Source organism: Granulicatella sp. 20925_1_28 (assembly GCF_041433575.1).
GTDB lineage: Bacteria > Bacillota > Bacilli > Lactobacillales > Aerococcaceae > Granulicatella.
This window is the reverse complement of sequence record NZ_JAPWBS010000004.1, coordinates 78,375-94,600: the sequence shown is the minus strand read 5'-3', so window position 1 is coordinate 94,600 and position 16,226 is coordinate 78,375. Positions and strand designations below refer to the sequence as shown.

Sequence of the window (16,226 nt, the reverse complement as noted above, 5' to 3'; positions counted from 1 at the left end):
TTTATGTCAGTATTATCATTAGAAAATATTTATTATCGATACGAGGATTCTCAAAAATATGTATTGAATGATTTGAATGCCACTTTTGAAGAAGGGAAATTCTATGCGGTCGTTGGGAAATCCGGAGCAGGGAAATCAACTTTCTTATCGCTATTAGCAGGACTAGATAGCCCAACAAAAGGAAAAGTGTGTTTCAATGGGCAAGATATTGCGCAAGGGTCATACAGTGAACATCGTCGTGACCATATTTGCTTAGTGTTCCAAAACTATAATTTAATCGATTATTTAACACCACTTGAAAATGTAAGGCTCGTAAATGGAAAAGCAAGCAAAGATATATTGTTGAAATTGGGATTAGAGGAAGAATTAATTCATCGTAATGTATTGAAGCTATCAGGTGGGCAACAACAACGGGTTGCGATTGCGAGAGCGCTTGTTTCAAAGGCGCCAATTATTTTAGCGGATGAACCAACCGGAAACCTTGATGAGGGAACCGCAGCAGAGATTATCGATATCTTAAAAATGGCAGCACATGAAAGTGGGAAATGCGTCATCGTAGTGACTCACAGCCCGCAAGTAGCGACTGCGAGTGATGAAGTGTTGGAATTAGAAGATGGAAAACTAAAGAAAGCAAGAGGGGGAAAATAGATGAATATCCTACAAAATGCTTGGGCATATGTCTCAAGAAAAAAGTTTAAAACCTTCATTATTTTCTTTATTTTATTCAGTATGGCAACAGTGGCTCTTAGTAGCTTAGCCGTAAAACACGCAACGGATACTGCTGCAAAAGAAACGTTTAAGTCGATTAATTCTTCGTTCTCGATGCAAATCGACCGCAGACATAATCAAGGAACTGCTCGTGGGGGCGGGAACTTGAAAGGAAAAGATATTCAAGCGATTGAAGGAATCGAAGGCGTTCAAAAGGCAGTGAAGCGAATGGAAGTCGTAGCTGACCTTGTGGATCAAGAATTGATTCCAGCAAAAGGAGTTCGTCTTGACGCCACTCGTCAGCAACGTTTCGGGAAAGCAGCTCAGGTAACAGGAATTAACGATTCTAGTATGGATGAACGATTTGCTGCACAAACCTTCACGCTTACAGAAGGGCGTCATATTAAAGATGACGATACAAACGTGGCATTAGTACACGAAGACTTTGCTAAGAAAAATAATTTAAAAGTCGGCGACAAGTTTAAGTTGAAATCAAACATCTATGATGCAGATAACGAGAAGCAAGCCAATAACCAAACCGAAGTGACGATTGTTGGTCTATTTGGAGGTAAAAATAAAGGTGGAGTCACAGCGCCTCAAGAATTATATGAAAACACCATTTTAACGGACTTAAAGACAAGTGCCTTAATGTATGGATATACTGAAGAGAATGCCATTTACCTGGATGCTACGTTCCTTGTAGGTGGTCAATATGACATCGATAAGGTGATGGAGCAAGCGAAGAAATTGGGAATTGACTGGAAGGCATATACGCTCATTAAGAGTAGTCAAAACTACCCAACGCTTCAAAAATCAATTAACTTAGTATACGGCTTAACGGATAAACTATTCCTTGGAAGTCTGATTTTCTCTGCGATTATTTTAGTGCTCGTTCTCTTCTTATGGACAAACAGCCGTCGTCGAGAAATCGGTGTCCGTTTGGCGCTTGGAATGACGAACAAAACGATTATCGCACAAATGCTGTGCGAAGTTGGAATGGTCAGCATTGCCAGCTTTATCGCTGCGATTCTTGCAGGTGGACCTGTCAGCGAATGGGTTGGAAAACTCATTTTAGGCCAAGTCAATAGTAGCCTTGGCACGCAACTGGCGAATGAAGCAAAATCAGCAAATCTTGGTGGTGGAGCAGCAGTGGATGGCTTCAATAAGACATTGACAGAATTATCAGTGACAGTATCTAATATGGATAAAGCAACGGTTGTTGGACTTGGGCTTGTAGTTATTGTCATTGCAGTTCTCCTAGGAAGTGCGTTTATTTTACAAAAATCTCCGAAGAGTTTATTGCAAGATACGGAATAAAAATGCAAGGGTCTAGTCGCAAGACCAATTGATTGATATAATAGCGAAAAAGAGGTGATGGTTTTGAATTTATTAGTCGTTGAAGATGAAGGAGCGATTCGCGAAGGTGTCCGTGAATATTTAACAGAGCAAGGATTCCATGTGTTTGAAGCAGAAGATGGAGTAGAGGCGCTTGAAGTATTTGAAAAAGAGTCGATTGATTTAATCCTACTCGATATTATGATGCCTCGAAAAAATGGCTTTGAAGTACTAGAAGAGGTACGAAAAACAAGTAAAGTTCCTATTCTAATGCTAACGGCCCTTCATGACGAAGAGACACAGGTGAGAACGTTCGAGATGCTCGTCGATGGATTTATTCAAAAACCTTTTTCACTCGTCGTTTTGCATAAGCAGATTGAAGCCGTATTGAAGCGTCACTACGGAGAAATGGATGTGTGGAACTATGAGTCTACGAGTGTGAATTTTACCAGTTTTGAAGCCAGAGTAAATGGCCAAATCGTGGAAGTTACCGCAAAGGAACTGGCGATTTTGAAACTGCTCGTAGAACATCAAGGACAAGTGTTGAGTCGTGCTCAAATTTTAGATCACGTGTGGGCAGCTCATGAAGATCCACCATTTGACCGTGTTGTGGATGTGTATATCAAGCAATTGCGAAAAAAACTATTGTTGGATTGTATCGTGACCGTTAAAAATGTCGGATACAAGTTGGAGTTAAGATGAGAAAATTAAAACTGTTTCCTAAGATTTTTATTTATACATTAAGCATTCTAGGTACGCTAGTGGCGATTGCGCATCTGTTTTTATATTTTGCTTTTCCGCACTTTTATTTGCAGGAACGTCAGCAAGAATTGAGTCAAAAAGCGGATGTGTTAGTGGAAAGTTTATCCAAAGTCGATGAACAAGAAGCAGCGTCTGCTTTGCAACTGTATGCTAAAAACGAAGGGATTACAGCTTACTTAAGAAAAGAATCGAATGGGGAAAACTTACAGCTAGGAAGTGAGTTAGCCATTGATGAGAATAGTGACCAGAACTCAGTGATTATCGAGGATAGACAAGTCACTACAAAAGATGGCAAACAAATGCAACTGCAGGTTGTTACGACAACCGAATCAGTGAAACAGGCAACCAAGGTCACCTTCCGTTATTTACCATTATCGCTCGCCATTTCGATCTTTACAGCAGTGATTTTCTCGTATATATATGCTAGAAAATTATCGAAACCGCTGATGCAAATGTCCAAAGTCACTCAGAAGATGATGGAATTGGATAGAGAAGCACGGTTTGCAAATCCAAGGTCCGATGAAATTGGACAAATGGAAATCCAAATCAATGACTTATACGAGCATCTGCTATCTGTCATCGATGAACTGGAAGAGAAGAACCAGAAGATGATTCAGTTGGAAAAAACAAAGGTAGATTTCTTACGAAGCGCTTCTCATGAGTTGAAGACGCCATTAGCAGGTCTGCGTATTTTATTAGAGAATATGAGCCTCAATGTTGGTAAATATAAAGACCGTGATAAGTACCTGGAAGAGTCGATTGCCAAAGTCGATCAAATGTCTGTACTCGTTCAGGAAATTCTAGCACTCTCTAAATTACAAGAAGAAACTCTAACAAAAGAAGAAATAGCATTAGAAAGCGTTCTTCCAGAGTGGAACAGAGAATTCCAGTTATTATTACAAGAAAAAGGACTAGTGCTTGAAGAAAGCATCGAACCATTCACGATTGAAGCGAGTCCAATTGCCTTTCGAAATGTATGGAATAATCTATTGATGAATGCTATTAAACACTCATCAAAAGAAGGCGTCATTCGAGTGGAATTAAAAAATCAATGTTTGATGATTGAAAATCCATGTACACCTCTCACAAAAGAACAAATTGAAACGGCATTTTCACTCCTACCATCTTCAAAAGGAACGACTGGCGGAGGAAATGGAGTGGGACTTTATAGTGTTCATCAGCTGCTCGAGCGTGAACAAATAGAACACCGCTTCTTTGCAACGTCAGAAGGTATGTGCTTTGAGATGAATTTTAAAGACAAAACTTAAAAGAATGGGTTACCGCATGCGGTAACCCATTCTTTTCTATTTGGAAGGGATTTGCCACTTTTGGACGAGATTCCAAGAATTAAAAGAAAAAAATGGAGAAATTAGCAAAAAAAATCACAAAAAACGCTTACATTTAAAGCGTTTTCGTGTATAATTAAAGTATCAATAAAAAGATAGGAAGGTTGATATTATGGCAACAATTGATCGTTTCGCTACAGACACTATACGCAAGAGCAATCCGCATCTTTCGCAATTGAAGGCAACTATTGAACCAGCTTTTTATTCGAACAATGCGACTGAAATTCCGACTCTGGCAGAGGCGTATGAATTAGCGTCACATGCACCTAATACAACAGTGTTAGATGCGTTCGTTGCAAACGCAAAGGATTTAGGGTTACCGGAGGATGCACATATTCTTACGGTTGTTGATGGGAGCGTTGTAGGACGTACTGCAAAAGCTCGTCGAATTTTAGGTAATAATCCAGCAGAAGATGCTAAGATTATTCCAATCATTCGTGAAGAGATTTATAACAGTTCGTTCAAACCGTTTATTAAGGGTACAGCCGTTGTAGGTCTTGATGAAGACTTCATGGTGAAGGCACATATCACAATGCCTAAAGAACACATCAACAACTTGTACTCATGGTTATTGAACTTCCAAATTTTCAATGACCAATATAAGAGACGTTATGATGCGTCTAAACAATATGACGAAAATGACATTTTCATTTTCTTCGACCCAACTTGGAGACATCCTGATTACCCAGATGGATTAGCATTCTTTGATACAAAACATAACTGTGCTGCAATTTTAGGAATGAGTTATTTTGGGGAAATCAAAAAAGGAACGTTAACATTAGCATGGGCAACTGCCGCTCGTAACAATTATGTTTCTTGCCACGGTGGTTTGAAGATTTTCCGTAAAGAAGGCGCTTCTTACGTTGCAAGCTTCTTCGGATTATCTGGATCAGGTAAGTCTACATTAACACACGCTAAACATGACGATAAATACGACATTGAAGTATTACACGACGATGCATTTGTGATTTCGGTAGAAGATGGTTCATCTGTAGCTTTGGAACCTTCTTATTTCGACAAAACAAATGACTATCCAGCAGGTCACAGAGAACAAGATTACTTCGTAACGGTTCAAAACTGTGGTGTGACTCTGGATGAAAACGGCCATAAAGTATTAGTAACAGAAGATATTCGTAACGGTAATGGTCGTACGGTTAAATCTCGTTATTCTACACCAAACCGTGTTGATAAGATTAAAGAACCAATTCAATCTATTTTCTGGATTATGAAAGATGATGCACTACCACCACTAGTGAAAATCACAGATCCACGTTTGGCATCTATTTTAGGATGTACATTAATGACAAAACGTTCTAACGCTGAAAATACAGGAGCTGGGGCAAACTTAGATGCGCTTGTTATCGAACCATACGCAAACCCATTCCGTGTATATCCATTAGTAGAGGACTACGAAAAATTCAAAGCCTTATTTGATAAAGATGTAGACTGCTACATTATCAATACAGGAGATTTCTTAGGTAAGAAAGTTACAAAAGAAGTTTCCCTAGGTGTAATCGAAACAGTAGTAGATGGCAAAGCAAACTTCGAATTATTCGGTGGGCTTCCAGGAATGGAATACTTACCAGTGGAAGGATATGAAGTGCCTGAAATGAGCGGAGACTACGCTGAATTAATTCGTGACCGTATGCAATTCCGTCTAGACTACTTGAAGGCATTTAACGATGCAAATCCAGAACATCAAATTCCACAAGATGCCCTTGAAAGCATCAAGACAATCGAACGCTTTATCGACGTATTATAGTGGAAGGAGTGTTCGGTGATGACTCGAAAAATAGGAATTACAGATACAATCTTACGGGATGCCCATCAATCTTTGATGGCAACCCGTATGCGAATTGAAGATATGCTCCCTGTTTTAGATCAATTAGACGAAGCAGGATTTGCCTCTTTGGAATGTTGGGGTGGAGCAACGTTTGACGCATGTATTCGTTTCTTAGACGAAGATCCATGGGACAGACTGCGCACCTTGAAAAAACATTTAAAGAAAACACCGTTGCAAATGTTATTACGTGGACAAAATATTTTAGGATATCGTCACTATGCCGATGATGTTGTAGAAAAATTTGTCGAAAAATCAGCAGAAAACGGGATTGATATTTTCAGAATTTTCGATGCGTTAAATGACGTTCGTAACTTGGAAGCTTCACTAAATGCTGTGAAGAAGACAGGGAAAGAAGCGCAAATGACAATCTGCTATACGATTAGTGATGCGCATACCATCGACTATTACAAAGAACTAGCAGCTAAAATGCAAGAAATGGGTGCCGATTCTATCTGTGTGAAAGACATGGCCGGAATTTTGACACCAGCTCGTGGTATCGAGCTTGTTCGTGCATTAAAAGAAGTGATTACAGTTCCAATCGTCGTGCATACACACTGCACAAGCGGTATTGCCCAACTTACTTATCAAGCAGTCATTGAAGCAGGTGCAGACCGCATCGACACTGCACTTTCACCACTTAGTGAAGGTACAAGCCAACCACCTACGGAATCATTAGTGATCGCACTTCGCGAATTAGGCTATGATATTTCGGTTGATTTGGCAAAATTAGAACCAATTGCAGACCACTTCCGAGTGATTAAAGATAAATACATTAAAGATGGAACTTTGAATCCAAAAATGTTAACACCAGATCCACGTGCGCTTTTATATCAAGTGCCTGGTGGAATGTTATCAAATATGTATTCTCAATTAACGCAAGCGGGTGCAACTGATAAATACGAAGAGGTATTAAAAGAAGTGCCTAAAGTAAGAGCAGACCTTGGATATCCACCGCTCGTAACTCCAATGAGTCAAATGGTGGGAACACAAGCAACGATGAACGTTCTTACAGGCCAACGTTACAAAGTGGTTTCTAACGAAGTGAAATCTTACTTACTTGGTTCTTATGGACAATCACCAGTACCAATTCAAGAAAGCTTCAGAAGAAGCATCATTGGTGACCAAGAAGTTATCAGTGACAGACCAGCAAACCACTTGCCACCAGAATTCGAAACACTCAAAGCAGAACTTGGAGATTTAGCAAGAAGTGACGAAGATGTCTTAACTTACGCACTCTTCCCTAAAGTCGGTAAAGAATTCTTGCTCAAGAAGAATGGACAATGGCAAAAACCATCTGAAATCGTGAAGATTTTTGCGACTGTAAAGTGAGGAGAGAGTTATGCACTTAAGTTTATTAGAAATCCTATGGATCACAATCGTTTCAATGGGAATTGTGTTTGTGATGTTGACGATTCTAATGTTTCTCATGCAAGGAAGCTCTAAAGTTATCCAAATCCTGGAAGCAAAGAGTCATCCAACAGCTGGAGTTGTAGGTAAACCAGTTGAGGTGAAACCTGAGGCTCCAACAAATGATGGAACACTATTTGAAACGAATAAACTTGCTCGAGTTGCCGCACTGGTCGCTTTAACAAAAGCGAGTGCGGATGTTCCGGACAAGCACTTTGAAATTGTATCGATTGAAAAGAAGGTGGACTAAATGAAAAAATACGAGGTAGAAGTGAATGGCGAAACATTTATCGTCTCACTAAAAGAAATTTCAAATGAAGAAGCAACACAAAAATTAGCGGCTGCTCCAACTCCAGCACCTAGTGCGCCAGTGGAAGAAAAGAAAGCAGCACCAGCACCTGCTCCAACAGGGGACGGTGAAGTGGTGCCTGCTCCTATGGCAGGGATTGTATTATCGGTCAATAAAAATGTCGGTGATGCAGTGAAAAAAGGGGATGTACTTGTGATTTTAGAAGCCATGAAGATGGAAAATGAAATCCTTGCTCCGGCTGATGGTGTTGTGAAAGCAATTCATGTATCAAGTAATGAATCTGTCGAATCGAACCAACCACTCTTAACGATTTAGGAGGCGATGGTTTATGGAAGTCATTCAACAGTTGATTGAAACAAGTGGGGTTTATAACTTAACGATTCAAAATGTTATTATGTTAATTATTGCCTGCGTGTTTCTATATCTAGGGATTAAACGAGGGTATGAGCCATACTTAATGGTTCCGATTGCGTTCGGGATGCTCCTTGTAAACTTACCATTAGCAGGGTTGATGGATGCTCCTACTGAAAATGGACCTGGTGGACTCTTGTATTACTTATATCAAGGAACAAACCTTGGTATTTATCCACCATTGATTTTCCTTTGCTTAGGGGCCTCAACAGACTTTGGACCGCTACTTGCAAATCCAAAGACCATCTTGCTTGGTGGGGCAGCTCAATTCGGTATTTTCGTCGCATTCTTCCTTTCAGTAATGTGGGGAATGACACCGCAAGAAGCTGCTTCAGTAGGGATTATCGGGGGTGCGGATGGACCAACTGCCTTGTTCTTAACGACAAGACTTGCACCGCACTTATTACCAGCAATCGCGCTAGCAGCGTACTCATACATGGCGCTTGTGCCAATTATTCAACCGCCAATTATTCGTGCGCTCACAACGAAGAAAGAACGTCTAGTGAAGATGACAGAAAATCGTAAAGTGAGTGAAACGGAAAAAATTCTTTTCCCAATCATCGTTACAATTTTTGTCAGCTTATTAGTACCAAGTGCAACACCATTAGTAGGATGCTTAATGCTCGGTAACTTAATTAAAGAAATTAAGGTAGTACCAAACATTACAAAAGTTCTACAAAATGCGATGATGTATGGTGTTACCATTATTTTAGGATTAACCGTTGGAGCGAAAGCAACAGGGGAATTATTCTTATCAGTTTCGACTCTTAAAATTACTTTACTAGGATTAATCGCTTTTGCTGCAGGTACTGCGGCGGGGGTTATTATGGGTAAATTGATGTACAAACTATCTGGCGGTAAAATCAATCCAATGATCGGTGCAGCAGGGGTATCTGCAGTACCAATGGCCGCTCGTGTTGTACAAAAAGAAGGACAAAGAGAAGACCCAAGTAACTACTTATTAATGCATGCAATGGGGCCAAACGTAGCCGGAGTTATCGGTAGTGCGATTGCTGCAGGGGTATTACTCGCATTCTTCTCATAATAGAAGCACTCCTTTCAAACAAAAATCAGAAGAAGAGAAATCTTCTTCTGATTTTTTTTGCGTAGTTAGGGGTGAGGTGAGTGGGATGGAAGGAGCTGTTGGACGTATTCAAGCGGTCTATCAATCGATGCTAAAAGAGCATGAAGTTTCTACGAATGCTGTGCTAGATGTTGGAATTACCACTAAAAATGGAAAGAAGGAGTGCCAGTTTTGTGGGAATACAGATCCGTTGGAATTTGCTAAGGGGCCTTGTCTGAATTGCGCGGGCGGTGAATGTTGGTACTGCTTGAAGTGTATTGGAATGGGAAAGGTGAAGGCTTGTAGTATGGTGATTGCGACTCCTGAAGAAGAGCAACCTTTTCCAAAAAGAGAAGAGGAATTAGCACACTATAAACATACTCTGAGTGCAAAACAGGAACAGCTATCTTTGGAGTGCTTAAAAGTCGTAAAGCAAACAGGATTCCGTGAGCACCTACTTTGGGCTGTGACAGGTTCTGGGAAAACGGAGATGATTTTTGCGAGCATCGAATGGATGTTACAACAAGGAAAACGAGTCGCCATTGCCGCACCAAGAATTGATGTATGTGTGGAACTAGCACCGCGCTTGAAGGAAGCTTTCCCGACAGTCGAGCAAAACGTCCTTCACTCGCAGTCGGAGGAAGGGTACAAGAGAGTGCCACTGACGATTGCGACGACGCACCAGATGCTAAGATTTTACCACGCATTTGATTTGGTCGTGATTGATGAGACAGATTCATTCCCATACCGGGATAATGAGTTACTGATTCGAGCAGTTCATCGTGCGGTAAAAGAAGAAGGTTGCCTACTGTATTTAACGGCGACCCCGTCCCAGACACTAGAGAGAAGAATCAAACGAAAAGAGCTGTCGGTATCCTTGCTACCGGAACGGTATCATAAGAAGCCACTAATAGTACCGACGATGAGTTTTATCGGAGATTTAGACAAAAAATTGAAAAAGAAAAAAGTGCCAAAACCTGTGTGTCAGTTTATAGAGGAACATGTTAAAGTAGGGAAACGATTTTTGCTGTTTGTACCGAGAATTACACTTCTTAATCCGATAGAAGTAGCACTTAGACGACAGTTTCCAAATGCAAAATTCGAGACGGTTAGTTCTAAAGAATCGTATCGGCAGGAACGGATTGCTCAAATGAGAGCAGGAGAGCTCGAGTTTCTTTTGACGACAACGATTCTAGAACGCGGAGTGACTTTTCCAGGAGTCGATGTTTGTGTTATCAATGCGCACGAAGAGGAATTCTCAAGAGAAGTACTCGTGCAAATCGCAGGACGCGTTGGACGGACAGCAGAATGTCCAACAGGAGAAGTTGTGTATTTTCATAATGGCAAAACAAAAGCGATGGTTCAGGCAGTCAGGGCAATCGAAGACTTAAATCAACAAGCACTTCTTGGGAGGAAACACGGATGAAATGTTTATGGTGCGGAGAGGAAGTGGAGCGAGTTCAGCCAATACTCTCGTTTTTACTAGGAGCAAATAGAAAGTGCATTTGCGTCAATTGTGAGCATCCGTTTATAGAATTAAAACAGCATCCAACGTGCCTAGAGTGCGGGAGGTTGATGACAAAAGTAGAGGTTTGCCCGGATTGTCAAAAATGGCATCAAGTAAAAGAAGCGGTACTCCTAAAGAATACTGCCTTATATGCTTATGACGAGGCAGGTCGAAAGTTTATGGAGTTATTCAAATTTGTGGGAGATACAAGAGTGATGACGTTGGTCATAAAAGAGTTAAGGAAAGAGTTGCTCAAATATCAAAAGAGGGGCTTTGTTCTTTGTCCATTACCTTCGTCCCAAGCGAGTCTAAGAAAAAGAGAATTCGAGACGATTCCAACTTTACTGGAACAGTGCCATGTACCAGCTGTTTCGCTTTTAGAACATATTGGCAGCGGAAAGAAGCAATCCGAGAAGACAAGGCAGGAGCGTCTGCAACTAAAGCAACCTTTTAAAGTGAAAGAGAATGTAGGGGTTCCAAAGAAAGTCTTATTGGTGGATGATGTTTATACAACCGGCGCAACAATCCACCTTGCCGCAAAAGCATTAACGGAAATGGGTGTTGAAGAAGTGGAATCTCTGACGTTATTTAGATAAAAAGTGTATCATAAATGATACGTATCATTTATGATACAAAAGCAATCGACAAAATAGCCCAAGCAGAAATCTGCTTGGGCTATTGGTTTCTACCTAGTCATTTTTAGAATCTTGTAGTGACATATTGGTCAAGAGCAAGAAGAGCATTTGCCACATCTTCGGCAGTATAGTCAACAACCATTTGGTGGATAGTTTCGCCTTCTTGTGTAGCAAGAGATCCAATCTTGAGTAAGTCTTCATACGATACAGAATCCAATTTCACTTCTTTCAGCGTTGTTGGTAATCCAAGCGCTTTATAGAAAGTAATGTATTTATCGAGTTCTTCTTTTGGACGATTTTCTAGTAACAGTTGTGTCAATGTACCATAAGCTACTTTTTCACCGTGAGTGAGAGTATGGATGTCTCCATGGATGGCAGTGAATCCGTTATGGATGGCATGCGCTGCTGCTAAACCAGCCGATTCGAAACCGATACCGCTGAGGAGGGTGTTCGCTTCGACCACAGCTTCTAAAGCAGGAGTAACTACTTTGGCGTTTGCTGCGGCAACGGCTTGTAGACCATTTTCGAATAAAGTACTTTCGCAGACACGAGCGATGGCTTCTGCGGCAATTGTTGGCACTTGACCGACCATTGTGCTTCCTTGTGCTTCAATGACTGCACGAGCCTCAACCCAAGTAGCAAGTGCATCGGCAATTCCTGAGATTAATAAACGAACAGGAGCATTGGCAATGACTTTTGTATCGACTAATACTAAATCTGGGTTTTTCTTGTAGAAACGATAGCGTTCAAACACGCCTTCTGCTGAATAAATTACAGAGAGGGCAGAAGTTGGAGCGTCAGTTGAAGCAATCGTTGGTAAAATCGCTACCGGACAATTAGAATCATCCGCAATCGCTTTAGCTGTATCAATCGATTTACCACCACCTAAGCCGATGACTACGTTTAGTTGATGTTCCTTCACAACTTCAGCAACGCGGCGAACTTCGTCATTAGTTGCTTCACCATGGAAGATTTCGCGATGAACAAACGCGCCGGCGTTCACGAGGTTTTCTTCCAGTTCTTTACCGACTAAATCATAAACGATAGGGTCGCAAAGAAGGAGATGTCGATCCCCGAGGGCCAAAACGTGAGAAAGACCAGTTTTGAGAACATCTTTCCCTTGAACATAACGAGACGGACTAGCAAATACTTTTTCCATAATCATAACTCCTTTATAAATTGTTTACTATTTCACTATATCGTTGAAAACGATTTCTGTCAATGGAGATTCTGTGTTGTTTTAACTAGGAATATGAGACTTTCAAAAAAGGGAAGAGAGAAGATTTTAGTGATAGAGAGTTTTATTGGGAATGATTCTAATCTTCAATGCTGTATGATGTTTCATCTCATGAAAACAAAATATCTCCAAAGAAAAGTCCTCAAAAATACCGTTTTTCCTTAACAATTCTTAATGAAAGAATTCTTGAAAACGGTTGTAAAACCCCTGTGCATGCTTTATAATAAAACTATAGAAATCAAACGAAGCAATTCCTAAGAGTGGTCCTTAGGGTATTTCTTCAAATCTGGTTTTCCAGATGAAAGGGGAGAGTATTATGTTTAAATATAATATCCGTGGAGAAAATATTGAGGTCACAGAAGCGATTCGTCAATACGCAGAAAAGAAAATTAGCAAATTAGAAAAATACTTTACTGACGTTGCTAATGCGACTGTATATGTCAACTTGAAAGTCTACACTGAAAAGACTGCAAAAGTTGAAGTTACGATCCCACTTCCTTATTTAGTTCTACGTGCCGAGGAAACTTCAATTGATTTATATGGAAGTATTGACTTGGTAGTCGATAAACTTGAAAGACAAGTTCGTAAACATAAAACAAAAATCAATCGTAAATCTCGTGAAAAAGGATTCGATATTGTGTTACCACCACTTCCAGAAGTGCCTGAAGAGGACGAAACAGGATTAGAAATCGTTCGTACAAAACGAATTGATTTGAAACCAATGGATAGCGAAGAAGCTGTTCTTCAAATGAACATGTTAGGACATAACTTCTTTATTTACCAAGATGCTGAAACGAACGAAACAAACATTGTTTATCGTCGTAAAGATGGAAAATATGGTTTGATTGAAACAAATTAATAAAAATTTAGGTGGCTTTTTTAAGCCACCTTTTTTGTGAATAGAAATGGCGCTAGTTTTAGCGGAAAGAAAACGGAGTTAAAGCAACAACAACTTTCCGTTTGGATAGGAAATTGGGTTTCTTTGACGTAAAAATGTAAAAAAATCGGGTGACTTTGAAAAAAGTCGCCTTGTTTTGCTTTCTTAATTAGCTAAACAATGGTAAAATGAATAAGATGCAATAGGTGTAGCCACCTATTTGTAGTACTTTTATGAGATTTAAAATGTTCACCGATTTAAAATCACTGGTGAAAATAAAAAAGGAGTTAATTAAATGGCAAATTTTTTGAGACAGTTAGTTGAAAATGATAAGCGTGAATTACGTCGTTTAGGAAAACTAGCGGATAAAGTAATTGCGTTAGAATCTCAAATGGCTGCATTAGAAGATGCTGATTTTCCAGTAAAAACAGAAGAATATAAAGCAAGATATGCTCAAGGGGAGTCTTTAGATGCATTACTTCCAGAAGCATTCGCTTTAGTACGTGAGGGAGCTAAACGTGTATTAGGCTTATTCCCGTATAAAGTTCAAATCATGGGTGGGATTACACTTCATGACGGTAACATTGCGGAAATGCGTACTGGTGAAGGTAAAACGTTAACAGCGACAATGCCTGTATACTTAAACGCATTATCAGGAGACGGCGTTCACGTAGTAACAGTTAACGAATACTTAGCCTCTCGTGACGCTCGCGAAATGGGTGAGTTATATAACTTCTTAGGCTTGACTGTAGGGTTAAACTTAACAGGAATGTCTTCAGAAGAAAAACGTGCAGCATATGCTGCAGACATCACTTACAGCACAAACAGTGAATTAGGATTTGACTACTTACGTGATAACATGGTGGTTTATAAATCACAAATGGTACAACGTCCATTAAACTACGCAGTTGTCGATGAAACAGACTCAATCTTAATCGACGAAGCGCGTACGCCATTGATCATTTCAGGACAAGCTGAAAAATCAACAGTGTTATACCAACGTGCAGATATGTTTGTGAAAGGATTAAAAGAGGAAGAAGATTACACAATCGACTTAACTTCTAAAACAATCTCATTAACAGACGAAGGGATTAACAAAGCTGAACAAACATTCCGCTTACCAAACCTTTATGACGTGGATAACTCAGCGCTTGTTCACCATATCGACCAAGCTTTACGTGCGAACTACATTATGTTACGCGACATCGACTATGTGGTGGATGAAGGTAAAGTTAAAATCGTTGATGGATTTACTGGACGTATTATGGAAGGTCGTCGTTATTCAGATGGTCTTCACCAAGCGATTGAAGCTAAAGAAGGCGTTGAAGTTGAAAACGAGTCTAAGACAATGGCGACAATCACTTACCAAAACTACTTCCGTATGTATCGTAAATTGTCAGGGATGACAGGTACTGCGAAGACTGAAGAAGAAGAATTCAGAGAAATTTACAACATGAACGTTATTGCGATTCCAACAAACCGTCCAATTCAACGTATCGATGGTCACGATTTAATCTACCCATCATTACGTAGTAAATTCCGTGCGGTTGTTCAAGATATCAAACAACGTCATGAAGCAGGTCAACCAATCCTTGTCGGTACGGTTGCCGTTGAAACAAGTGAATTGCTTTCAAACATGTTACGTGCAGAAGGAATTCCGCACGAAGTATTAAATGCGAAAAACCACTTTAAAGAAGCAGAAATTATCATGTCAGCTGGTCAACGTGGCGCTGTAACAATCGCGACAAACATGGCCGGACGTGGTACTGACATCAAGCTTGGTAAAGGCGTGAAAGAACTTGGTGGACTTTGCGTAATCGGTACAGAACGTCACGAAAGCCGTCGTATCGATAACCAATTACGTGGACGTAGTGGACGTCAAGGGGACCCAGGTGCAACACAATTCTACCTATCATTAGAAGATGATTTGATGAAACGTTTCGGTGGAGAAAAAATGCAAGCAATCTGGGAACGTCTAAACTTAACAGATGAAGGCGACGATAACTTCATCCAAAGCAAGATGTTAACAAGACAAGTAGAATCTTCACAAAAACGTGTTGAAGGGAACAACTACGATACTCGTAAAAGCGTCCTAGAGTACGATGAGGTTATGCGTGAACAACGTGAAATCATCTACTCACAACGTCTACAAATTATTAATGAAGATCAATCACTTGAAAAAGTGACAAAAGGTATGATCCGTCGTACAATTCACCGTGTTGTGGAAAGTCATACATTGACAGATCAAAAAGAGTGGAACTTAGAAGGGATTGTCGACTTTGCTCACAACTCAATCTGTGCTCCAGATGAACTTTCAATTAGCGATTTAGAAGGCAAATCAGCTGCTGAAATCGAAGGCATCTTAAACGAAAAAGCAATGGAAATCTACAAAGAAAAACAAGAGCAATTGAATGGCGACAATCAAATGCTTGAGTTCGAAAAAGTAGTTATCCTACGTGTGGTTGACCGTAAGTGGACAGATCACATCGATGATATGGACCAATTACGTCAAAGCGTTGGTTTACGTGGATACGCTCAAATCGATCCATTAACAGAGTACCAAACAGAAGGTTACGAACGATTCCAACAAATGATTGCTGCAATCGACTATGATGTAACACGTATCTTGATGAAATCTCAAATTCGTCAAAACTTACAACGTGAACAAATTCAAGGAGTTCGTAGTGTAGTGGCTACAGGTCATGACAGAACTTCTGACGATGATTCAGAAAAAGCTTAATAACAAAGGGAGACGGCGAAGCATTTCGCCGTTTTCTTTTAGAAA

Annotated in this window: 14 protein-coding genes; 13 read left to right on the top strand and 1 reads right to left on the bottom strand. The window is 40.2% G+C overall.

What is annotated here, in order from left to right; genetic code table 11:
- The first annotated feature begins 3 nt into the window (after window positions 1-3).
- The 11 genes from O3793_RS03645 (at window position 4) to O3793_RS03595 (ending at window position 11,288) form a co-directional block, all read left to right on the top strand.
- Window positions 4-648: an ABC transporter ATP-binding protein gene (locus tag O3793_RS03645; protein WP_371445735.1), complete on the top strand. Its 645-nt coding sequence runs from the start codon at window positions 4-6 to the stop codon at window positions 646-648.
- On the top strand, window positions 649-2,025 hold the full coding sequence (locus tag O3793_RS03640) for an ABC transporter permease (RefSeq protein WP_371445733.1): 1,377 nt from the start codon (window positions 649-651) through the stop codon (window positions 2,023-2,025).
- A gap of 63 nt (window positions 2,026-2,088) precedes the next feature.
- A complete protein-coding gene (locus O3793_RS03635; protein ID WP_371445731.1) occupies window positions 2,089-2,745 on the top strand; it encodes a response regulator transcription factor in 657 nt (218 codons plus the stop codon).
- Window positions 2,742-4,073, top strand: a complete 1,332-nt coding sequence (locus O3793_RS03630) for a histidine kinase dimerization/phospho-acceptor domain-containing protein (protein ID WP_371445729.1) — start codon at window positions 2,742-2,744, stop codon at window positions 4,071-4,073. The genes O3793_RS03635 and O3793_RS03630 overlap by 4 nt, the downstream gene beginning before the upstream one ends.
- A gap of 190 nt (window positions 4,074-4,263) precedes the next feature.
- The gene (locus O3793_RS03625) at window positions 4,264-5,913 is read left to right on the top strand and encodes a phosphoenolpyruvate carboxykinase (ATP) (RefSeq protein ID WP_371445727.1); all 1,650 of its coding nucleotides are present in this window, start codon (window positions 4,264-4,266) and stop codon (window positions 5,911-5,913) included.
- A gap of 18 nt (window positions 5,914-5,931) precedes the next feature.
- Window positions 5,932-7,323: an oxaloacetate decarboxylase subunit alpha gene (locus O3793_RS03620; RefSeq protein WP_371445726.1), complete on the top strand. Its 1,392-nt coding sequence runs from the start codon at window positions 5,932-5,934 to the stop codon at window positions 7,321-7,323.
- Window positions 7,324-7,333: 10 nt separating this feature from the next.
- The gene (locus tag O3793_RS03615) at window positions 7,334-7,651 is read left to right on the top strand and encodes an OadG family protein (RefSeq protein WP_371445725.1); all 318 of its coding nucleotides are present in this window, start codon (window positions 7,334-7,336) and stop codon (window positions 7,649-7,651) included.
- The gene (locus tag O3793_RS03610) at window positions 7,652-8,026 is read left to right on the top strand and encodes a biotin/lipoyl-containing protein (RefSeq protein WP_371445723.1); all 375 of its coding nucleotides are present in this window, start codon (window positions 7,652-7,654) and stop codon (window positions 8,024-8,026) included.
- Window positions 8,027-8,039: 13 nt separating this feature from the next.
- Entirely contained in the window at window positions 8,040-9,167 is a 1,128-nt protein-coding gene (locus O3793_RS03605; RefSeq protein WP_371445721.1) for a sodium ion-translocating decarboxylase subunit beta, read from the top strand.
- Window positions 9,168-9,252: 85 nt separating this feature from the next.
- Window positions 9,253-10,611 carry a DEAD/DEAH box helicase gene (locus tag O3793_RS03600; RefSeq protein WP_371445720.1) on the top strand — a complete coding sequence of 453 codons (1,359 nt, stop codon included), beginning with the start codon at window positions 9,253-9,255 and terminating at the stop codon, window positions 10,609-10,611.
- 149 nt (window positions 10,612-10,760) lie between these two features.
- A complete protein-coding gene (locus O3793_RS03595; protein WP_371445718.1) occupies window positions 10,761-11,288 on the top strand; it encodes a ComF family protein in 528 nt (175 codons plus the stop codon).
- Between the two features lie 103 nt (window positions 11,289-11,391).
- Here the strand turns inward: O3793_RS03595 and O3793_RS03590 are convergent, their stop codons facing one another.
- Window positions 11,392-12,486, bottom strand: coding sequence for a glycerol dehydrogenase (locus tag O3793_RS03590; RefSeq protein WP_371445716.1), 1,095 nt, complete (start codon window positions 12,484-12,486; stop codon window positions 11,392-11,394).
- A gap of 394 nt (window positions 12,487-12,880) precedes the next feature.
- On the opposite strand from O3793_RS03590, the gene hpf reads away from it, so the two are divergent.
- Both hpf and secA read left to right on the top strand, forming a co-directional pair.
- Window positions 12,881-13,423 carry a ribosome hibernation-promoting factor, HPF/YfiA family gene (gene hpf / locus O3793_RS03585; RefSeq protein ID WP_371445714.1) on the top strand — a complete coding sequence of 181 codons (543 nt, stop codon included), beginning with the start codon at window positions 12,881-12,883 and terminating at the stop codon, window positions 13,421-13,423.
- 313 nt (window positions 13,424-13,736) lie between these two features.
- Complete coding sequence (gene secA / locus O3793_RS03580; protein WP_371445712.1) at window positions 13,737-16,181, top strand: preprotein translocase subunit SecA; 2,445 nt, start codon at window positions 13,737-13,739, stop codon at window positions 16,179-16,181.
- Window positions 16,182-16,226: the final 45 nt, after the last annotated feature.